17 protein-coding genes and 1 pseudogene are annotated in these 21073 nt (G+C 67.9%); 4 read left to right on the forward strand and 14 right to left on the reverse strand.

Features of this window, described 5'->3' with window-relative positions; all coding sequences use genetic code 11:
- Positions 1 to 7: 7 nt before the first annotated feature.
- From ACM2ZB_RS05570 to ACM2ZB_RS05580, 3 genes are all read right to left on the reverse strand, one after another.
- On the reverse strand, positions 8 to 1021 hold the full coding sequence (locus ACM2ZB_RS05570) for a phosphotransferase (protein WP_416057781.1): 1014 nt from the start codon (positions 1019 to 1021) through the stop codon (positions 8 to 10).
- Between the two features lie 130 nt (positions 1022 to 1151).
- Positions 1152 to 1955, reverse strand: a complete 804-nt coding sequence (locus tag ACM2ZB_RS05575; protein WP_416057782.1) for an APH(3')-II family aminoglycoside O-phosphotransferase — start codon at positions 1953 to 1955, stop codon at positions 1152 to 1154.
- Positions 1956 to 2025: 70 nt separating this feature from the next.
- On the reverse strand, positions 2026 to 2685 hold the full coding sequence (locus ACM2ZB_RS05580; protein WP_416057783.1) for an O-methyltransferase: 660 nt from the start codon (positions 2683 to 2685) through the stop codon (positions 2026 to 2028).
- Between the two features lie 127 nt (positions 2686 to 2812).
- On the opposite strand from ACM2ZB_RS05580, the gene ACM2ZB_RS05585 reads away from it, so the two are divergent.
- A complete protein-coding gene (locus tag ACM2ZB_RS05585) occupies positions 2813 to 3445 on the forward strand; it encodes a TetR family transcriptional regulator (protein ID WP_416057784.1) in 633 nt (210 codons plus the stop codon).
- Between the two features lie 12 nt (positions 3446 to 3457).
- On the opposite strand, the gene ACM2ZB_RS05590 is transcribed toward ACM2ZB_RS05585, so the two are convergent.
- Positions 3458 to 4069, reverse strand: a complete 612-nt coding sequence (locus tag ACM2ZB_RS05590) for a TetR/AcrR family transcriptional regulator (protein WP_313439825.1) — start codon at positions 4067 to 4069, stop codon at positions 3458 to 3460.
- 104 nt (positions 4070 to 4173) lie between these two features.
- Between ACM2ZB_RS05590 and ACM2ZB_RS05595 the strand changes: the two genes are divergently transcribed.
- Positions 4174 to 5250, forward strand: a complete 1077-nt coding sequence (locus ACM2ZB_RS05595; protein ID WP_416057785.1) for an MBL fold metallo-hydrolase — start codon at positions 4174 to 4176, stop codon at positions 5248 to 5250.
- A 107-nt stretch (positions 5251 to 5357) separates the two neighbouring features.
- On the opposite strand, the pseudogene ACM2ZB_RS05600 reads toward ACM2ZB_RS05595, so the two are convergent.
- Positions 5358 to 5749: pseudogene (locus ACM2ZB_RS05600) on the reverse strand (DNA-binding protein).
- Positions 5750 to 5933: 184 nt separating this feature from the next.
- On the opposite strand from ACM2ZB_RS05600, the gene ACM2ZB_RS05605 reads away from it, so the two are divergent.
- The gene (locus ACM2ZB_RS05605; protein ID WP_416057786.1) at positions 5934 to 9050 is read left to right on the forward strand and encodes a discoidin domain-containing protein; all 3117 of its coding nucleotides are present in this window, start codon (positions 5934 to 5936) and stop codon (positions 9048 to 9050) included.
- A gap of 63 nt (positions 9051 to 9113) precedes the next feature.
- On the opposite strand, the gene ACM2ZB_RS05610 is transcribed toward ACM2ZB_RS05605, so the two are convergent.
- The 9 genes from ACM2ZB_RS05610 to ACM2ZB_RS05650 form a co-directional block, all read right to left on the reverse strand.
- Positions 9114 to 10088 (reverse strand): ABC transporter substrate-binding protein, encoded by a 975-nt coding sequence (locus ACM2ZB_RS05610; protein WP_416057787.1) that lies wholly within the window; start codon positions 10086 to 10088, stop codon positions 9114 to 9116.
- A gap of 16 nt (positions 10089 to 10104) precedes the next feature.
- Positions 10105 to 11853, reverse strand: a complete 1749-nt coding sequence (locus tag ACM2ZB_RS05615; RefSeq protein WP_416057788.1) for an amino acid ABC transporter permease/ATP-binding protein — start codon at positions 11851 to 11853, stop codon at positions 10105 to 10107.
- Complete coding sequence (locus ACM2ZB_RS05620; RefSeq protein ID WP_313439813.1) at positions 11850 to 12410, reverse strand: GNAT family N-acetyltransferase; 561 nt, start codon at positions 12408 to 12410, stop codon at positions 11850 to 11852. Before ACM2ZB_RS05620 ends, ACM2ZB_RS05615 begins: the two co-directional genes overlap by 4 nt.
- The gene (locus tag ACM2ZB_RS05625) at positions 12407 to 13627 is read right to left on the reverse strand and encodes a M20 aminoacylase family protein (RefSeq protein WP_416057789.1); all 1221 of its coding nucleotides are present in this window, start codon (positions 13625 to 13627) and stop codon (positions 12407 to 12409) included. Before ACM2ZB_RS05625 ends, ACM2ZB_RS05620 begins: the two co-directional genes overlap by 4 nt.
- A 4-nt stretch (positions 13628 to 13631) precedes the next feature.
- Complete coding sequence (locus ACM2ZB_RS05630) at positions 13632 to 14975, reverse strand: LLM class flavin-dependent oxidoreductase (RefSeq protein WP_416057790.1); 1344 nt, start codon at positions 14973 to 14975, stop codon at positions 13632 to 13634.
- An 18-nt stretch (positions 14976 to 14993) separates the two neighbouring features.
- Positions 14994 to 15971 carry an MsnO8 family LLM class oxidoreductase gene (locus tag ACM2ZB_RS05635; protein WP_416057791.1) on the reverse strand — a complete coding sequence of 326 codons (978 nt, stop codon included), beginning with the start codon at positions 15969 to 15971 and terminating at the stop codon, positions 14994 to 14996.
- A 14-nt stretch (positions 15972 to 15985) separates the two neighbouring features.
- Positions 15986 to 16348: a DUF3088 family protein gene (locus ACM2ZB_RS05640; protein ID WP_416057792.1), complete on the reverse strand. Its 363-nt coding sequence runs from the start codon at positions 16346 to 16348 to the stop codon at positions 15986 to 15988.
- Positions 16349 to 16510: 162 nt separating this feature from the next.
- The gene (gene msuE / locus ACM2ZB_RS05645) at positions 16511 to 17092 is read right to left on the reverse strand and encodes an FMN reductase (RefSeq protein ID WP_416057793.1); all 582 of its coding nucleotides are present in this window, start codon (positions 17090 to 17092) and stop codon (positions 16511 to 16513) included.
- An 80-nt stretch (positions 17093 to 17172) separates the two neighbouring features.
- A complete protein-coding gene (locus tag ACM2ZB_RS05650) occupies positions 17173 to 19758 on the reverse strand; it encodes a TonB-dependent receptor plug domain-containing protein (RefSeq protein WP_416057794.1) in 2586 nt (861 codons plus the stop codon).
- A 318-nt stretch (positions 19759 to 20076) separates the two neighbouring features.
- Between ACM2ZB_RS05650 and ACM2ZB_RS05655 the strand changes: the two genes are divergently transcribed.
- The gene (locus ACM2ZB_RS05655; protein ID WP_313439792.1) at positions 20077 to 21069 is read left to right on the forward strand and encodes a helix-turn-helix domain-containing protein; all 993 of its coding nucleotides are present in this window, start codon (positions 20077 to 20079) and stop codon (positions 21067 to 21069) included.
- Positions 21070 to 21073 lie beyond the last annotated feature (4 nt).

A 21073-nucleotide genomic window follows, 5' to 3' on the forward strand; every position in this document is an offset into this window, starting at 1 on the left:
CTGCCGATCACCCCCGCACTACGCCGTACGCCCGTTCCGCCGCGCAGAACACATTCCCCGGCGCGAACTGCTCCCCCAGGTAATGCAGCGACTGCCTGCGCTCCTGCGGCGGGCGATCCTGCGCCCCCGGCCCGAGGAGCATCTGCTGGAACTCGATCAGATCCTGCAGGATCCGCCAGTGCCGGTACCACGCAATCCAGCGCGGATCACCCAGATCATCGCCATAGCCTTCGGCAAAGCCCATCGGCCGCTCACGGCCCCAACGCCCACCCACGGCAGCGCCGATGAACATCAGATCATGCTCGCGCGGGGCCAGCGACAATCCATCCCAGTCGATCAGGTGCAGGGCACCGGCCGGGTCCATCAGCAGGTTGCCCGCGTGCAGATCGGTGTGGCTCAGGTACAGCCGCGGTGCGCTGTCACTCAAGGCCAGCCGCAACTGCTGCGCGCGCGCGTGCAACGCGGCGATGCGCGGCCGCTGCCGCTCCCACATGGCCAGGAAGCCGCGGCTCCAGCGGTCCTGTGCCACCGGCAGCGCTGCCGGTTGCTGCAGCCACTGGCCCACGGTCTGCAGCGCCGACTCGTCCAGCACCTTGCGTGGCAGGCCTTCCGCCAATGTGGCAGGCACCTCGGCATCGTGCAGCTGGCGCAGCACTGCGCCCAGCCGCTGCCACTGCGCCGCGCTCAGCGGTGCCTCGAAGCCGGATTGCCCTTCGACATAGGGGAACAGGGTGAACTGCAGGCCCCAGCGCGTGACCGATGCGCCACCGGTCAATGCCGGCCATGGCGCTACCACTTCTTCGATGCCCAACGTACCGCGCAGCCAATGCAGGCCGTCCCACACCACCGGGTCAACCTGGTAGCTGCGGCACTTCAACCACCACTGGCTGCCGCGTGCATCAATACGGAACACGCCCGCGTTGGCGTCGGCGCCCACCGCGCGCGGCACCACGGCGGTGGCCGTGATGCCGTAGGACTGCTGCAGGACTTCGCCGATCTGCTGCGCCGACGCGAATGACATGGATGAGCGTGTGCCGTGGTGTCGGATCCCAGTGTCGCATTAAGCCCAGTGAACGCACAGGCAATCCGGTCACAACATCAGCACGCATCCCTCAAGCATGCATCCCTCGCACGCAGCATCGAACTGCACGCTAGAAGAATTCGTCCAGGAACCGATAGAAACCAAGGCGGGTTTCATCGGCGGTCATGCCATAGCGGTCAAAGAACGGTTTTAGCCAGCGGGTGTTCTCGAAGTTGTCCACCAGGCTGCGTGCGGTCAAGGCCAGGTCCTGGTGGCGGTCGGCAATGCCCAGGCGGCCGCAGTCGATGAAGCCGGTAAAGCGCCCGTCGCAGGCCATCAGGTTCGGCAGGCAGGCATCGCCGTGGGTGACCACGCAGTCCTCCTGCTGCGGGCACTCCCGCAGCAGCCCGGCGTAGGCCTGCGCCGCGCTCAGGCCCAGACGCTCATCATCGAAATCATCGGTGTCCACCTGCCCGCCTTCAACCCGCGCCGCGGCCGCCTGCAGCCGCAAGGCCAGACGCTGGTCGAATGGACAGGCCGCGACCGGAAGCGCGTGCAGGCCGCGCAGGGCATCGGCCAGCACTTCCACCCGCTGCTGCGGTGGCAGCTCCGGGCTGGACGCAAGGTCGCGCCCCGGCAGCGCGCTCATCAACAGCCAGCGGCGACCGTCGTCCTCGGCCGTGGCCAGCACCTCGGGGGCGCTCTGCCCCTGCCCGCGCAGCCAGCGCAGTCGCGCCACCTCGCCTTCCAGTTCGCTGAAGGCATCGATCTGTTCCGATTTCAGGAAGGCATCGGCCAGCCCGGCGCGAATCACCCGGGCCACGTCCGCCCGCGATTCACCGATGGACTGCCGCAGGATGCGCGCGCCCTGCAGCGCATCGTGCCAGCGCTGCGGCAGCGGCATGCCTTCGTCATCGCTCAACACGTCATCCATGCCCTGCGCTCCGCCGTGCCATCACGGGGCGATTCTCGCCGACAGGCGCAGCGCCCTGCAAAGCGCCGGCTCAGCCCAGCCGCATCGACAGCTCCACATCCTCGGCGAACGGCAACGACAGATAGCCGCTGCCCAGTGCACGCACGCGCTGCAGGTAGGCGGGGCTGTCATCGGCATTGTCGGCCACGATCAGCGCGCCCGGGCGCAGGTGCGGCTGCAGCAGGTCCAATATCTCGACATACAGCACCTTGGCGCCATCCAGCAGCACCAGGTCGATCGGCGCGGGCAGGTCCTGCGCCAGCGTCTGCAGGGCATCGCCGGCACGCAGGTCCACCAGGTCATCCAGGCCGGCCTCGCGCAGGTGGGCGGCTGCGCGCTGCAGCTTGCCCGGCTCGAATTCGGTGGTGACCAGGCGGCCGCCGCCGTTGTCGCGCAGCGCCGCGGCCAGGTGGATGGTGGAAATGCCGAACGAGGTCCCGAATTCGACGATGTGGCGCGCACCACTGCTGCGCGCCAGCAGGTACAGCAGCTTCCCGGTGTCGGCCGACACCGGCAGCCACAGGTCCTTCAGCAGCTCGCCATACAGCCGGGTGTACTCGCTGCGGCTGCCCAGCAGGCGCTGCCGTTCGGCCGGCGGCACCGCGGTCAGGGCCGGGCTCAGGGCGCTGTCGGCTTCATCGAACAGGCGCTGCAGCAGCGGCGCCACGGGGGAGGATGTGAGGGTGGTCATGCGGGGTTTCCAGAGAGGGAGGAATGGCGTTTCACTGGACCCAGCCGGCGGCTAGAATGCGAGTGATTCGTCGCAAACAAGCTTAGGCGCCCTCCCCCGGGCTGACCATTCGCATTGGAAACCGCCCATGTCCGAGCGCCGTCCGCCGCAGATTTCATCGAGAAAACAGCCTCGCCAGGCCCGTTCCAACGATCTGGTCGGGGCCATCCTGCAGGCCGCTGCTCAGGTTCTGCGCGATGAAGGCGCCCCCCGTTTCACCACCGCGCGGGTGGCCGAGCGGGCCGGCGTCAGCATCGGTTCGCTGTACCAGTACTTCCCGAACAAGGCGGCGATCCTGTTCCGGCTGCAGCACGATGAGTGGCAACAGACCGGGGCGATGCTGCGCGACATCCTGCAGCGCACCGACCGCCCGCCGCTGCAGCGGCTGCGCACGCTGGTGCAGGCCTTCATCCAGTCCGAATGCGATGAGGCGCAGATGCGCGGCGCGCTGGATGACGCCGCGCCGCTGTACCGCGATGCGCCGGAAGTCGAGCAGGCCCGCAGTGGCGCCGACGCGGCCATGCTCGCGTTCATGGCCGAAACGCTCCCCGAGGCCAGCCCAACGCAACAGCAACTGGCGGTGGATCTGATCCACACCACGCTGGGCGCCACCGGCCGCGAGTTCTCCAGCGTGCCGCGCACGGCGGTAGAGATCAGCACCTACGCCGATGCGGTCGCCGACATGTTCTGCGCCTACCTGCAGCAGCGTGGCGCGCGGTAGTCGCGCCGTGGCTCAGCGCGCGTAGAAGCCCAGGAACATCGCCACCGCCGACTCCGCCACCTGCCGTCGCTCGGCCACGGCCAGCGGTGGCTGGCCCATGGTCACCTGCGGCCAGAATGCGAAGCTCTTCACCAGGCCCTGCAGCTGGTGGTCGGCAAATTCCGGATCGACCTCGCGCAGCCGCCCATCGGCAATGGCCGCGCGGATCCATGCACTCACGCCACTTTCCTTTTCGCCCATGCGGCAGACCATGGCCTGCGCGCGCTCGGGTGAGTGGATGATCTCGGCCATCGCCACCCGCGCCAGGTCGATGAAGTTGGCATCGCCCAGCAGGTCCAGTTTCTGCCCCAGCAGCTGCAGCAGCTGCACATCCAGCGGCTGATCGGCGCGGTACGGCAGCTCGATGGCGGCCATGCTGCTTTCCCAGAGTTCTTCCAGGATGTGGGCGAACAACTCTTCCTTGCTCGGGAAGTGGTTGTAGACCGTGCGCTTGGACACGCCGGCAACCGCTGCGATGCGGTCCATGCTGGTGGCTTCGTAACCGCCGCTGCGGAACTCCTCCACGGCCGCGCGCACGATGGCTTCGCGTTTGCGGTCGGTCAGGCGTTGCGGGGCACGGGACATGGCAGGAACCAGGAAACTGAACGGATGTCGACATTTTACACCCGCCAGTGTACTTTTCAGAAATCGGAAACTACACTGTGCAGTGTACCCAGCGGACGTCCCCGATGAAGCGCCTGCTCCTTGTCCTCCTGTTCGGAACCCTTGCCGTGACCGCCTATACCTTCTGCAAGTCCTGGTCCCTGCCCGACTTCCCCGATTCGCCGCAGTACCGCGATGGCCGGTTCCGCAACGTCCTGCCGAAACCGGCGATGGGCCTGCGCGCCGGTGCCGAGCTCTGGTGGACGTTCCTGTTCAACCGCCCCAAGGGCACGGTGCCGACCGACCCCATTCCGGTGCAGCCGCTGGACCGCGCCACGCTGGATGCCGCGCCGGATCGCAGCCTGTTCCGCCTGGGCCACTCCACCCTGCTGCTGAAGCTGCGTGGCCAGTACTGGCTGACCGACCCGGTGTTTTCCAAGCGCGCCTCGCCGGTGCAGTGGATGGGCCCGGCGCGCTTCCATGCACCGCCGATCAGCATCGAAGAACTGCCACCGATTGCCGGCGTGATCCTCTCGCACAACCACTACGACCACCTGGACCATGCCGCGGTGATGCAACTGGCCGGCAAGACCGCGCGCTTCATCGCCCCGCTGGGCGTGGGTGACCAGTTGATTGCCTGGGGCGTGGATGCATCCAAGGTGGAACAGCTGGACTGGTGGCAGTCCACCGAGGCCAGCGGCCTGCGCCTGACCGCCACGCCCGGCCAGCACTTCTCCGGCCGCGGCCTGGGTGACAGCGACCGCAGCCTGTGGGCGTCGTGGGTGATCCAGGACGGTGACTTCCGCATCTTCTTCAGCGGCGATACCGGCTACTTCGACGGCTTCAAGGCCATCGGCGAAAAGTACGGTCCGTTCGACCTGACCATGATCGAAACCGGCGCCTACGACAAGCGCTGGGCCTTCGTGCACATGCAACCCGAACAGACCCTGCAGGCGCACCTGGACCTGCGCGGCAAGTGGCTGCTGCCCATCCACAACGGCACCTTCGACCTGGCCCTGCACGAATGGCAGCAGCCGTTCGAACGCATCACCGCACTGGCCGCAGCGAAGAACGTGGCAGTGACCACGCCGATGATGGGCGAGCCTCTGGACATGCAGGCCCCCACCACCGGCACCCGCTGGTGGGAAACAGTGAAGCTGTAGCACGGCCCTGTAGCGTCGAGCCATGCTCGACTGCTTTCTGTCCCGCGCGGAACGCAGTCGAGCACCTTGGCATCTGAAAAAGTGCTCCGTCTGTCGCGCGCCTCATCTCACCGCGCGAGCGAATCCAGCCTGCGCCCTTCCCGGGCGACGTTGAGCTGCAGTGCCGCGGCTGCAAGCTCCCGCATCTCGGCGCTCACCGCACGGCTCCCGCGCGCGTGCAGCCATCCCAGAAAAGCAGATCCGTCGCGTCGGTCAATCCGACCAGATCCGGATCAACCAGCTCAGCACCCGGTACGGCACGCTGCACGTCTTCAAGCGCAGACGCCAGCGCAGATGCGGCATTCTCCGCCTCCCTGCAGAATGCCAGCGCCAGGCGGCCCGGCCGGCCGATTCCCAGCAGTGCATCATCGCAACCCATATCGCCCAGGCGCTGCTCAATCAGATCGATGTCACGGGTGGCCGAAGGCAGGCGGTATTTGAGGGTGAAGTTGAATTCCATCATCGGCTTCATGGCTCGCGGCTGGACAACGCTAGCCGGCCTGCCAGTCGGATCCCAGAGGCACTCCCGTCATGCAGGTGCCTGCGGGGGCCACAGCCCCTATTGCGCCGCGTCATGTAAACGATTACAGCCCTTGCTAGCGTAGGCCCGTCCGCTCCCGGGCCACTTCCGCGAGGCCGTCGCAATGACGCTGCGTGTCGATCGTTCCTGCATCTCCGGCCGCCTGCGCCGGCATCTGCCCCACCTGCTGCTGCCCCTGCTTGCCGCGGCCTTCGCCGCGCAGGCGCAGACTCTGCCACCGCGCAGCCAATGGCAGGCCAGTGCGTCGTCGCAGCAGGTCCCGGCCATGGCCATCAGCCATCTGATCGACAACGACCCCAGCACCGTTACCGGCGGTGCGTTCAGTCCCGGCCACTGGTTCCAGATCGACCTGGGCAAGCCCGCGCTGCTGGCCGGCGCGCGGCTCACCTGGGATGTCTCCAACCCCGAGGGCTATTCACTGCAGACCTCGCTGGACGGCAGGCAATGGCAGACCGCCTACACCATGGCCGATTCGCTGGGTGGCATCGAGACGCTGTACTTCGCAGCGCGCCAGGCGCGTTACCTGCGCCTGGCCAGCCCGCAGCGCACGTCCGACTGGGGCGTGTCCATCTTCGAACTGGAACCGCTGGACAGCACGCTCAGCGCGCGCGTGGACGGCGTGGATGCGCAACAGGCCGCGGCACTGTGGCAAGGCGGCAGTGCCGTTGCCGTCCCCGCCGACCGCACGGGCACCCATACGTTGCAGATCCACCTGCCCCGCGCCCAGTCCAGCACCGGGCTGGCCGTGGACTGGGCCGGCGCGCACGGCGCGGCACGCCTGCAGGCGCAGGATGCGCAGGGCCGCTGGCAGGATCTGGCGACCGATGCCCAGGCCGGCAGCCACGCGCAGAGCTGGCTGGCCGCCGATGCCGCGCGTGATCTGCGCAGCCTGCGCCTGGTCGTTGAAGGCGATGCGCCTGCGGTATCGCGCCTTCGCCTGCTGGGCCCCAAGGCGGTGATGACGCCGATGAAGCGCTACCAGATCGCCGCCAGCGGCGCGCAGCGCGCGTTGTTCCCGGCATCCCTGCACATGCAGCAGACCTACTGGGCCGCCGTGGGCATCCACGCGGGGCGGCAGAAATCCATCTTCGACGAATACGGCAACATCGAAGCCTACAAGGGCGCACCGCTGGTGCAACCCATCTGGCGCAGTGCCGATGGCCACACGGCCGGCGCTGCGGACCAGCCGGTGCAGCACGCACTGCGCGATGGCTGGAAGCCGATGCCGTCGGCCACCTGGTCGCCGCAGCCTGGGCTGGAACTGCGCAGCGAAGCCTTTGCCATCGAGCGAGATGGCCAGCCTGTCACCTTCGTTCGCCATCAACTGCACAACGTGGGCAGCACCCCCGTACAGGGCACGTTGACCCTGGCGGTACGGCCGATGCAGATGAATCCGCCATGGCAGAACGGTGGACTATCGCCCATCCGCAACGTCGCCATCGATGGCAGCGCGGTGCGGGTCAACGGGCGCACGCTGCTGCATTCGCTTACCCCGGTCAGTACCGCCGGGGCCGCGCCGTTCGGCAACAACGGCGACAGCGAAATCACCTTCGCCATCGCCCGCGGCCCGCTGCCCGCCGCGCAGCAGGCCAGCGATGCCCAGGGCCTGGCGGCCGCTGCGCTGAGCTACAGCGTCAACCTGCCGCCTGGCGCCCGGCAGTCGGTCGTCGTGGCCTTCCCGCTGGGCACGGCGGCGGCCGATGCCAACGGCATGCTGCCGGAAGCGCCTGCGCTCAACATCGCGGCCCTGCCGCGCGATGCCGACCAGGCGTTCGACGCATTGGCAGGCCAGGTCTCGCGCGATTGGCAGGCACGCCTGGGCCAGGTCGGGCTGCGCCTGCCCGATCCATCGCTGGTGGACATGCTGCGCGCGCAGGCCGCTTACATGCTCATCAACCAGACCGGTCCTGCCATGCAGCCGGGGCCGCGCAACTACAACCGCTCCTTCATCCGCGATGGCATGGCCACCTCGGCGGTGCTGCTGCGCATGGGTGAGGCACGCATCGCGCGCGATTACCTGGCCTGGTACAGCCAACATGGCGTGCACGCCAACGGCCTGGTCTCGCCCATCCTCAACGACGATGGCAGCGTCAACACCGGCTTCGGTTCGGACATCGAGTACGATAGCCAGGGCCAGTACATCGCGCTGGTGGCCGACGTCGCGCGCCTGGATGGCGGTCCCGAATCGGTGCGCGCCTACCTGCCCAAGGTAAAGGCCGCGCTGCGGTTCCTGCAGGAACTGCGCGAACGCACGCTGGTGCCCGGCTACAAGGCCGACCAGCCCGCACCGGAACGCTTCGCCGGCATCCTCGCGCCCTCCATCAGCCACGAAGGCTATCCCTCGCCCACGCACAGCTACTGGGATGACTACTGGGGCCTGAAGGGCTGGCATGACGGCGCGTGGCTGGCCGACGCGCTGGGCGACCACGAAACCGCTGCGTGGGCGCGCACGCAGTACACCCTGCTGCACGACGCGCTGGCGGCATCGATCCGGGCAACCATGGCCTGGAAGGGCATCGATTTCATTCCCTCCTCGGCCGATCTGGGTGACGGCGACCCCACCGGCGTGTCGATCGCACTGGATCCCACCGGCGCACAGGACGTACTGCCCGCCGAAGCGCTGCGTACCACCTTTGCCCGCTATCTGGACGATGTACGCAAGCGCAACCAGCCCGGCGCGCTGTATGCCTACACGCCCTACGAGATCCGCAACGTGCTGAGCTACGTTCACCTGGGCCAGCCCGAAGCCGCCGACGAACTGCTGCAGGGCCTGCTGCGCGACCGCCGCCCGCTGCAGTGGCAGGTGCTGGCCGAAGTGGTGCATTCACGCCTGCGCTTCCCCCGCTACCTGGGCGACATGCCACACACCTGGATCGGCGCCGAATACGGCCGCACGCTGTTCGGCATGCTGATGCGCGAGGACGATGATGCGCTGTCACTGCTGCCGGGCGCGCCGCCGTCGTGGGTGGCTGGGGATGGGCTGGCGGTGGAACGCCTGCCGACGGCCTATGGCACTCTGCAGCTGCAGGCACGGCAGCGCGATGGCACCTTGCGGGTCACGCTGGGCCAGGGCCTGCGCAAGGACACCGCCGTGCGTGTGTGGTGGCCCAGCCGCACCGCGCCGAACGAAGTACGCGTGGACGGCCGGCCGGTCAGCAACTTCAATGCCGAAGGTGTGCGCCTGGCGAAGCCGTTCAGGACACTGGAAGCGCGTTGGTAGCGCAGCCGAGCATGGCTGGGCTCCACAGGAGCATTCGCCGGTAGCACCGGGCCATGCCCGGCGTCACAGGGTCGGCAAGCCCGGCGGATTGGTCTGCGACTGCGGCACCGCTTCTTCGGCCAGGTTCCAGCGCGCCAGCGCCTGCGCGTACGTGCCGCTGCGGATCTGCGTGTTCAATGCTGCGGTAATTGCATCGGCCAAGCCGCTGCCCTTGCGGGTGGTGGCGGAGATCGCCGCAGCATCGGGCCAACCACCCGGGAACAACCCCACCCGGCGCACCTTGCCATCGCGCGCGGAATACGCGCCGGTGGCATTGGGTTCGAACGACACATCGGCGCGCCCGGTGATCACCGCCAACCGCCCCACCACCGCATCATCGAAGTACTGGTACTCCACCGGCTTCAGGCCGGCGGCGATGTTCTGCTGGTCCCAGTGGCGCAGGATCTGGTCCTGGTTGGTGCTGGCCCCCACCACCACCTTCAGCCCGGCCACGTCGGCCGGTGTCTCGATTTTCTGGATCGGCCCGTCGGTACGGGTGTAGATGCCCAGCAGATCGAAGCGATAGCTGGAAAAGTCGAACTTCTTCTTGCGCTCTTCAGTAACTGTCACGTTGGACAGCACCGCATCGTACTTGCCCGACTCCAGACCCAGCGGCCAGTCCGCCCACGCCACCGGCACCAGCACCAGCTTCAGGCCCAGACCATCGGCAATCAGCCGGGCGATGTCCGGCTCCACGCCCACTACCTGTTTGCTGTCGGCACCGTAGTCGGCCAGCGGCAGCTGCGCCGGATGGGTGGCCACGGTCAGCACGCCCGGGGTGACGAAGCGGTAGCCGGCCGGAATCAGGGCCTGCGCCTTCGGATCAGGCGTGCCCTTCAAGGCAGGGGCATCGGCACCGGCCAGGGTGACGGTCGCCGCTGGCGCGGCGGCGGGCGCCTGACGCACGCGCGAGTAGACGATGCCGGCGATGCCGATGACCAGCACGGCCACGATCAGGACGGTGCTGCGCGAGGGACGGCGGGGTGCTGCAGGGCTCATGGCGCTCCTTGGGGGATTACAGGGTCTTGGCCAGGAAATCGGCGGTGCGCTGCTGGCGTGGCCGTTCGAACAGCGCTTCGGGGCTGCCGTGCTCGATCACCCGCCCCTGGTCCATCATCACCACGTGATCGGCCACGCGGCGGGCGAAGCCCAGCTCATGGGTCACGATCACCAGGGTGGTGCCGGAGCTGGCCAGCTCTTCAATCACGCTCAGTACTTCGGCCACCAGCTCCGGGTCCAGCGCCGAGGTCGGCTCGTCGAACAGCAGCACCTTGGGCTGCAGTGCCAGCGCGCGGGCAATGGCCACGCGCTGTTGCTGGCCACCGGACAGCTGGCGCGGGAACGCATCGGCCCGGTCGGCCAGACCCACCCGCTCCAGCAGGGCGCGCGCCTGCTGTTCGGCCTGCGCACGCGGCAGGCCACGCACCGCGATCGGTGCCTCGATGATGTTCTCAAGCACGGTCAGGTGGGGGAACAGGTTGAAGCCCTGGAACACCATGCCCACCTCGGCACGACGCCGGCGGATCTCCCGTTCCGGCAGCTCATACAGCGTTTCGCCATCACGGCGGTAGCCGATCAGCTGGCCGCCCACGGTCACGTAGCCGCTGTCGGCGCGTTCCAGATGGTTGATCAGGCGCAGCAGGGTGGACTTGCCGGCACCGGACGGGCCGATCAGCACGGTCACGCTGCCGGCGCGCAGGTCCAGATCCACATCCTCCAGCACCGCCTGTTCGCCGAACACCTTGCCCACGCCGTGCAGCGACACCGCTGCGCCCTGCCCGGCCTCGACCGGCGTTGCAATGCGCGGGCGGCTGGCCACGCGCGCGGCCGCATCCACGCCGGGCCGCGGCAGCGACACCCGCGACACGCTGCGCTCGCGCTGCAGCTGGCCGCGTGCGAAGCGCTGTTCCACCCGCCGCTGCAGCAGCGACAGCGCGGTCAGGATCACCAGATACCAGACCGTGGCCACCATCAGCAGCGGCACCACTTCCAGGTTGCGGCGGTAGATCACCTGCACGGTGTAGAACAGTTCCGGCAGCGCCAGCACATAGACCACCGACGTGCTTTTGGCCAGGCCGATCACATCGTTGAAGGCGGCCGGCAGGATCGAGCGCATCGCCTGCGGCAGGATGATCCGCCGCACCTGGCGACCGCGCGGCAGGCCCAGCGCCGCGGCTGCCTCGTACTGCCCGTGGTCGACCGACAGGATGCCGCCACGGATCACTTCGGCCGAGAACGCCGCCTGGTTCAGCGTCAGCCCCAGCACCGCTGCGGTGAACACGCCGATCAGCTGGGTGGTCGGGTAGGAAAACAGACTGATGCCGGTGAACGGCACGCCCAGCTCAATCGTGCTGTAGAGGTAGCCCAGGTTGTTCAGCAGCAGCAACAGCACCAGCAGCGGAATCGAACGGAACAGCCAGACATAGCCCCACGACACCGCCGAAAGCAGCGGCGAACCCGAGACGCGGGCCAGCGCCAGCAGCGTGCCCAGTGCGAAGCCCAGCCCCGTGCCCAGCGCGGTCAGCAGCAGGGTGCGGCCCAGCCCTTCCAGCACCGGGCGCGCGAAGAACCATTCGGCGAACGTACCCCAGCCCCAGCGCGGGTTGCCCAGCACCGACTGCAGCGCGATCAGGATCAGCGCCAGCGCCAGTACCGTGCCCACCGTCTGCAGCGGGTGCCGTGCCGGCACGATCTTCAGAGCCGGCGTGGCGGTGGCGGATGCGCGGGCAGCAATGCCGTCCAGCGCGGTCGATGGGGTGCTCATGCATGCGCTCCGTAATGCAGTGCAGCGCCTGCCACCGATACCGGTGCCGGGGCATGCAGGTGTTTCTCGAACGGCAGGTGGGCGACGGTTTCCGGATCGGCCTGCAGGTCGAACAGCGCGGTGTAGCCATGGCTCAGGTACAGGCCTACGGCTTCGGGTTGGCGGAAGCCGGTGGTCAGGAACACGCGGCGATAGCCCTGGCGTGCGGCCTGGTCTTCCAGTTCCTGCAGCACGCGGCGGGCGATGCCCTGGCGCCGCAGCCCGGGCAGCGTCCAGATGCGCTTGAACTCGGCGGTGTCCGCATCGCGATGCGGCATGAATGCACCACCGGAAATCGCCACACCCTCGCGCAGCAGCAGTACGAACGCCCCCACCGGTGCAGCAAAGGCCTGCGCCGGGTAGCGCTGCAGCTCTTCGCGGGCACTGCCGCCGATGCGCCGGCGCACATCGGCATAGCGGCTGTCGTACTCCTGCTCCAACCCATCGAACAGCGGCCGCGCCAGCGGGTCATCCACCGAGGTGTAGAGGAAACGCTCGTTGCCGGACTGCACGCTCATGCTGCGTCCTCCACCAGGTAGTGTTCGGCCAGCCGCGCCCACAGGCTGGCCGCCGGGGCAATGGCTGCATCGTTGAAGATGTAGCGCGGGCTGTGCAGCGGCGCACTGTCACCGTTGCCAACGAAGACGAAGCTGCCCGGCCGCGCCTGCAGCAGGAAGGCGAAGTCCTCGCTGGCCGTGCGCGGCGCGAATTCCGGCACCAGCTGATCGGCACCAAAGCCCTGCCGCGCCACCTCGCGGATGTAGGCGGTCTGCTGCGGGTGATTGATCACGCTGGGGAAGCCCCGCGGGAACTCGATCTCCGCGCGCGCACCGAAGGCAGCAGCGGTCTGTTCGGCGATGCCGGTCACCCGACGGCGCAACGTGTCGCGTACCTCCGGCAGGTAGGCACGCACGGTCAGCTTCAGCTCAACCACATCGGGAATCACATTCGCCGCCTGCCCGCCATGGATCGAACCGACGGTCACCACGCCCATCTGCCGCGGATCGACATTGCGCGACACCACGCTCTGCAGCGCGGTGATGATATGCGCGGCCACCAGGATGGGATCGACGCTGCCCTGCGGTTCGGCGCCGTGGCCACCCTTGCCGATCACCTTCAGCCGTGCCCAGTCCACCGATGCCATTGCCGGTCCATCGACAAAACCGAAGTGGCCCACCGGCACGCCCGGCCAGTTGTGCAGGCCGTAGATCGCATCCACCGGAAAGCGCTCGAACAGCCCGTCTTCAATCATCTTCGAGGCGCCCGAGCCGGTCTCTTCGGCCGGCTGGAACACCAGCTGCAGGGTGCCGTTGAAGCGCCCGTGGTGGGCCAGATAGTGTGCGGCCGACAGCAGGATGGTGGTGTGCCCGTCATGCCCGCAGGCATGCATCAGGCCTTCGTTCTGGCTGGCATAGGCCAGGCCGGATTCCTCGTGGATCGGCAGCGCATCCATGTCCGCGCGCAAGCCCAGCCGTCGGCTGCCCTGCCCGCGCTGCAGCGTGCCGACCACGCCGGTGCCGCCTACGCCGGTGGTAACCGTATAGCCCCACTGCTGCAGCAGTTCGGCCACGCGGGCGCTGGTGCGGTGCTCCTCGAACGCCAGTTCCGGGTGCCGGTGCAGATCGTGGCGGATCGCGATGGCTTCGTCGGCACGCGCGGCGATCTGTGGCAGCACGCCGGTCGTTTCATCGTGCCGCCTGGCATGGCCCGGCGCTGCCGAAGTGTCTCCACTCATTGCCCTACCCTGCCTTCCGCGCCGGTTCGGCGTCGTTGCTGTAACGGCTGGCCTTGCGTGGCAGCCCCAGGTGGTCGCGCAGGGTCTGGCCGACCAGTTCGCGCTGGTGGTAGCCGCGCGCCTGCAGGATCGGCAGCACACCGGTCACGAAATCGTCCAAGCCCTCGCGCTGCGCGGCGAAGCCCAGGATGAAGCCATCACTGGCACCGGCATCGAACCAGCGGATCAGTTCATCGGCCACGTGCTCGGCCGTGCCGATGAAGTTCGGCCGCGGGCTGACTGCCTGCAGCGCCACCTGGCGCAGGCTCAGGCCCTGCTCGCGCGCATCCTGCTTGATGCGGTCGGTGGTGGAGCGGAAGGAATTGCTGCCGATGTCGCCCAGTTCCGGGAAGGGCGCATCCGGATCGTACTGGCTGAAATCATGGTGGTCGAAGAATCGCCCCAGGTAGGCCAGCGCATCGTCCAGGCTGGCCAGCGCGGCGATGGCCTGGTACTTCGCCTCCGCCTCTTCCGCCGTGCGCCCCACGATCGGGCCGATGCCCGGGAAGATCTTCACATCGCCCCCGCTGCGGCCATGGGCAATGGCCGAATTCTTCACCTTCTGGGTGAACGCGCGGGTTTCTTCCAGCGAAGGCGAATGGGTGAACACCGCATCGGCGTACTTGCCGGCCAGCGCGATGCCATCATCGGACGAACCGGCCTGGAAGATGACCGGCTGGCCCTGTGGCGAGCGCTGGATGTTCAACGGGCCTTCCACCTGGAAGAAGCGCCCCTTGTGGTCCAGGCGGCGGAACGCTTGCGGTGCGAAGAAGGTGCCACTTTCGCGCTCGCGCACGAAGGCATCGTCATCCCAGGAATCCCACAGGCCCTGCACCACCTCCAGGTACTCATCGGCAATTTGATAGCGCAGCGCGTGTTCCGGGTGCGGTCGACCGTAGTTGCGGCCCGAACCTTCCAGCGGCGAGGTCACCACGTTCCAGCCTGCGCGGCCGCCGCTGAGCAGATCCAGCGAGGCGAACTGGCGGGCCACGGTGAACGGGTCGCTGTAGGACGTGGACAGCGTCCCGGCCAGACCGATCTTCTTGGTGGCCGTGGCCAATGCGGACAGCAGCGAAATCGGCTCGAAGCGGTTGAGGAAGTGTGGGATCGACTTCTCGTTGATGTGCAGCCCGTCGGCCACGAAGCCGAAGGCGATGCCGTTGTCTTCGGCGGTACGCGCGATGTCGATGTAGAACTGCAGGTTGACGCTGGCGTCGGTCGGGTTGGACGGATGCTTCCAGGCATGCATGTGGCTGCCGGGGCCCTGCAGCATGATGCCGAACGGAATGTGGCGCGGGGTCGTGCTCATGGGGGTCGCTCCTGCTGGTCAGGCCACCGCCGCGCGCGGTGCGGGCGACAGCAGTTCAAGGGATGTCAGGCGTGCATCCAGGTCGGCCACCGGCGCGTCCAGGACGAATTCACCCACGCCGAAGCGCCGGTGCAGTGCGTCCAGCTCGCCACGCACATGCGCGGCATCACCGGACAGCACGCTGGGACGGGTTTCCTCGATGCGGAAGTCGCTCACGCCCACCTGACGCGCATACTCGGCCGCGGCTTCGGGGCTGGGCAGGTTCACCGTCTGCCCCGGCCCCAGGTGCAGTTTGTAGACGCGCAGCGCACCGATGTGCCGCGCGGCGGCATCAGCGGTCGGGGCCGCGAACGCTACGGTGGCCAGCAGGGGCGGCTGCGCAGACAGCGTGCGATAGGCCTCGAACGCGGCTTCGATGTGGTGGGGATCGCCATCGAAGTGCGCCGCATAGACGAAGCGCCAGCCCAGCTCGGCCGCCTGCCGCGCACTCTGCGGGCTGGCCCCCAGCAGGAAGCGCTCCGGCGCCGCCTGCGGCACCGGCCGCGCCTGTGCATCGTCGCGTGTGCCGGACAGATAGCCTTCCAGATCACGTAGCTGCTGATCGAAATCGGCGAAGGCCGGTCGGCCAGCGGCCAGTGCCGCGGTGGATGCCGGCAGGCCGCCGGGCGCCTTGCCCACGCCCAGATCCACGCGCCCCGGCGCCAGCGCCGCCAGCAGGTTGAAGTTCTCGGCCACCTTGTAGGGCGCGTAATGGCGCAGCATCACCCCGCCACTGCCGATGCGGATGCGCCGGGTCTGCGCCAGCACCCAGGCGGCCAGGACCTCCGGTGCCGGGCTGGCCAGGGTCGGCGCGGCATGGTGTTCGGCAAACCAGTAGCGGTGGTAGCCCAGCTGCTCGGCACGCTGCGCCAGCTGCAGGCTGTTGCGCAGCGCCTGCTCGGGCGCGCTGCCTTCGGCCACCGGGCTCTTGTCCAATACGCTGATCAGGTAACTCATGCGCGTGTCCTCGCTCAGGGATGGGCCACGGGGATGCCGAGCAACCCATTCAGCGCGGCCAGGATCGGTTCGGCACCGGATACGTACTGCCGGTCCTGGTGGCTGCCGTTGGCGTGTTCGCTGCATACGCCCTGCGGCAGCACCAGCTTGGGCAGCGACTGGTCCTGTTCGCCTATCTCGGCGATCACTTCGCGGCGCGGCCGGGCAAAGCCGATCCGGCGTACGTCCAACTGCGTGCCCAGGCCATCAATGCTGGACAGCGCACCTTCCAGCAACAGGCTGTGCCGGCAGAAGAAGCGCTGGCCGGGCAACTGGCCGTCCTCGAATTCGCGGTCGAGCAGGAACAGGATGGGTTTGCGCGTTTCGTCTACAGCCACGGGGTCGTCCTCATCGGGTGCGGCCGTGCAGTGCCGCGTCGATATCGATGCTAGAGAAGCCAGCCGCTGCCACTGCACCCGTGCGCGACAATCAGCGGTCAGATCCGGCCATGCAGATGCGCCTTGGCGATAAGCAAAGCGCTGCCGGTTATGCCGCCGCGCTCAGGCAATGCGCCGCAGCGGTGCCGGTACCACTGCGTCCTGCAGTGCCAGGTGACCGGCCGCACGCTCGGCGGCCAGGCCGATGCGTGCCTGCAGCGCTGCACTGTTGATCTGCGCACCGTCGAAATCAGCCGGCGTGGCATACACCCCGATCGGCAGCGTGTGCGCCTGCAGGAAACTGAACAAGGGCCGCAACTGGTGGTCGATCACCAGGGCATGGCGTTCGCTGCCACCGGTCGCTGCCAGCAGCACCGGTACATCCACCAGCGCTTCAAGGTCGATGAAGTCCACCAGATGCTTGAACAGACCCGGATAGGAGCCGCGATACACCGGCGCAGCCACCACCAGCAGCTCGGCCGACTCCACCGTTGCCAGCGCCTGTTCCACCTCAGGCTCCACCTCCGTGCGCGACAGCGACTGCCCCAGCGAACGCGCGATCGGCGCCAGTTCCACCAGGCTCACGCTGGCGTGCAGGTGCTGCTGCAGGGCCTCCAGCAGATGCCGCACCAGCAGCAACGTACGCGACGTTGCCGAACTGGTCGGCGAGCCCACCAACGCAACCACCCTCAATGCAGATGACATGCAAACCTCCGTCTGTAGCGTCGAGCCATGCTCGACTACCGCTCTTCTGTAGAGTCGAGCCATGCTCGACTGCCCTTCGATCAAAACCGGTAATTGACCCGCCCATACCAGAACGCCCCCACCGTGCTCAGCACATCACCGGTATCCCAGGTGGTCTCGATGCTGGCCACATCGGTGGCACTGCGCGCGTACTCGGGCACCTTGCGGGTGCGCTTGTCGAGCACGTTGTTGATGCCCAGCCCCGCGCTCCAGCCGGCGCCCAGTTCCACGCCAGCAGACAGGTTGGTGACCAGCACCGGCGGCTGCTTGTATTCCACGCCGTTGTTCAGGCGCTTGATCGGGCCGTAGTAGGTGAAATCCAGATTCGACCGCCAACGCCCGTTCTGCCAGCCCAGCCCCGCCACCTGGGTATAGCTGGGCGTGCGGAAGCGCAGCGCGTACTCGCTGGATCTGGTCAGCAGGTTGATGTTCGGCAGCCCCTGCAGGGCCGCTGGAATCGCGCTGACCTTCTGGATGGTGGTACGGCCTACGTTGGCCGCATAGCTCCAGCGCAGCTTGCCCCACGCGGTGTCCTGGTTCGCTTCCAGGGTCAGTTCCACACCGCGGGTGCGGGTGTCGCCCACGTTGGTGAAGTAACTCGCATAGAACGCATCGCCCTGCAGGATGCTGATGCCGGCCGAGCCCAGCAGCGCGTCGATGGTGTTCTTCTGCGCAGCGGTCAGCACCGTGCCGCTGTTGTCGGTGATGCGCGCCGGGTCCTGCGCGTTGTAGCCGATCTGGCTGGACTGGCCCAGCTGCCCGCGGATGTCGATCTGGTAGGCATCCACCGCCAGATGGAAGGCCGGGCTCGGGTCCCAGGTCACGCCCAGGCTGTAGTTGGTGGCCTTCTCCGGCTTCAGCGGGGTGGCCCCCAGCGCGATCGCGGCCGGCGATGACACCTGCGCCACCAGCGTGGTGCCGCAGGGGCAGCTTCCCGTCGCCTGGTAGTACTGCGCGCCCAGGCTGGGCGCATGGAAGCCGTTGCTGACGGTCGCGCGTACACCCAGCGCATCGGTGAAATCAAAGCGCGTGGTCAGGCGGCCAGTGGAGACACTGCCGAAATCGGAATGGTCTTCCCAGCGCGCGGCCGCATCCAGGTACCAGCGCGAGGTGATGTTGCTGGCCGCGCCCACGTACACCGCCTTGCTGTTGCGCGTGGCCTTCACCGCATCGGCGGTGGAATAGCCCACGAACGCCGCCGCGCCGAAGCCGGTGTACGACTCCCATTGCCCGGCACCGCGCTGGTACTGCTCGTGCTGGTACTCGGCCCCGGCGCTCACTTCCAGCGGCGATGCCAACGCAGCCACCTCGAAGCCACGGCGCAGATCCAGGTTGGCGATGCCCTGCTGGTAGTCCAGCTTGCCGTCGTAGAAATCGGTGGGCGAACCGGGGTACGGCAGCGAGTAGTTCACCGAATTGCGCGTATAGGTGCGCACCGTGCTGCGGTTGCCGGTCACGCTGGCATCGTAGTCCCACCCTGCCAGCTGCCCCTTCAGCCCCGCGCTGCCGGTGTACTGCTTTTCCTTGGTTTCCAGCACCGGCAGGAAGCCATCGGGAAACACGGCCAGCACGCCCGGGGCCTTGTAGGTGGTGAAGATGGTGGCCGGCAGACGGAAGTTCTGGATGGCCTGCGCGGTGCGGTCGCTGGCGGTGGCGGTGGCATAGAACTGCGCGCTGTCGCCCACGCCATGGCCGGCATTCAATGCAAACGCCTTCATCGCGTACGACGGCGAGCTGAGGATGGTATTGGCCTCGGCATCGCGGCTGGCCTCGGCGGGGTTCGGCGATGCCCCGGCCGGCAGCCGGTTGTTCGGCCGCAGTGCCACCGGATTGCCGCTGGCATCCACCGCCGGATAGCTCAGGTAGCCATCGATATAGCGGCGGGTACGGATCGCATGGTGCTGGCGCGTGGTTTCGCCGGACAAGTTGACGAAGCCATCCTCACCCCACGGCAGGCCCACGTTGGCGCGCACGCTGGTGCGCGAGCCATCGCCATCGATGCTCTGCCCACTTTCAACCGATACATCGCCACCGTGCGCCTGCGATTTCAGGATCACGTTGACCACGCCGGTGATCGCATCGGAGCCGTAGATGGCCGACGCGCCATCGCGCAGCACTTCCACATGATCGATGGCCGCCACCGGAATCAGCGCCAGATCGGCCCAGGCATGGCCGGGATAGCCACCGCCGTTGGCGCCGCTGACATAGGCACTGGCGTTGCGGCGTTTGCCGTTCACCAGCACCAGCGTGTAGCCCGGCGACAGATTGCGCAGCTGGTAGCCGCGGATCAGGCTTTCCTGGTCACTCTGGTAGCCACCGATCTGGCTGAGCGAAGGCAGGCTGCGCTGCAGCGCTTCCAGCAGATTGGCCTGGCCGGTGGCGGCCAGGTCTTCAGCGGAAATCACATCGATGGGCGTGGAACTGTTCTTGACCGTGCGCGTACTGGTACGCGAACCGGTCACCACCACCGCATCCAGGGTGGAGGCAGCCAGGGTGGCCGAGCTGGCCGTGCTGGTGCTGGATGGCGCATCGGCATCCGCTTCGGCGGCATGGGCGCTGGTCGTGGCCAGTGCGGCGGCGATCAGCACAGCAAGGGATGTCAGGACAGGCGTGTGGGCGGCAGGCATGGGGGCTCGTGGGGGTGGGCCGGAGACACAGCCCCATTCAAAGACCCACGCGCCCGGCGCAACAGCCGATATCGCGTCACCCAACCGTCATATCCGGCCAGCCACATGACCGCTGGTAATGACCTTACGCAAGGGGGGATGCCAGGGGTCGGATCCCTTCCGAAGGAAGGGCTCTGACCCCGCTGCATGGCCAGTCGAGGTGCGGGGTCAGAGCCCGTCCGGCGGACGGGATCCGACCCCATGCCATATACCCCGCCGGCATCTGCACATGCCCGCACGCCACTGCGCGCAGCGCGGCCGCCTCGGTAGCATCAGGCCATGCCCATAGACCCTGCCGCGCCTACCGTCGCCATCGTGGCCTGCCACGGCCAGGGTCTGTTCGAGTTCGGCTGCGCGGTGGGCCTGTTCGCGCCCATCCGCCCGGAACTGGGCGTGGCCTGGTACCGCACCCAGCTGTGCGCCGGTGAACCCGGTGCGCTGCGCATGCTCGGCAGCGCGCAGGTGCAGCTGCCCTACCCGCTCGACGCGGTTGACGATGCAGACATCATCGTCATCCCCGGCTGGCGCGAACCCAGCGAACGCCCACCGCAGGCCCTGCTGGATGCGCTCACCCGCGCCCACGCACGTGGGGCACGCATCGCATCGATCTGCTCGGGGGCATTCGTGCTGGCCTGGGCCGGTCTGCTGGATGGTCGCCAGGCCACCACGCACTGGCGCCTGACCGAGGCGCTGGCGCGCGACTTCCCGCGCATCCACGTGCGCGAGGACGTGCTCTACGTCGACACCGGCAACATCATCACGTCTGCGGGTTCGGCCACCGGCATGGACATGATGCTGCACATGGTGCGCAAGGATTACGGCGCGCGGGTGGCCAACCTGGTGGCCGAGCGGCTGGTGCTGGCGCCCTGGCGCGATGCCGAGCGCAGCCAACGCGTCAGCCGCGCCATTCCCAATGGCGAACCCACGCGGCTGGCAAGGCTGATGGAGTGGATGCGCCACAACCTGCGCGAAGCCCATTCGCTGGGCAGCTTGGCCGAACAGGCCGCGCTCAGCCAGCGCACCCTGCAGCGCCAGTTCCTGGAAGCCACCGGCCTGTCCCCCATCGACTGGCTCAACCGCGAACGCGTGGCCTTCGCCCGCGAGCTGCTGGAAACCACCGACCGCCCGCTGCAGTGGGTGGCCGAACAGGCCGGGTTTGGTTCGCAGGAATCCTTCCGCCGCCATTTCCGTGGGCTGGTCGATGCCAGCCCCACCGAGTACCGCAGCCAGCATCGCGGTGCACTCAGTGCCGATCGCCTGGTGGGGTGCTGATCGC

Source organism: Stenotrophomonas maltophilia, from assembly GCF_047782825.1.
GTDB lineage: Bacteria > Pseudomonadota > Gammaproteobacteria > Xanthomonadales > Xanthomonadaceae > Stenotrophomonas.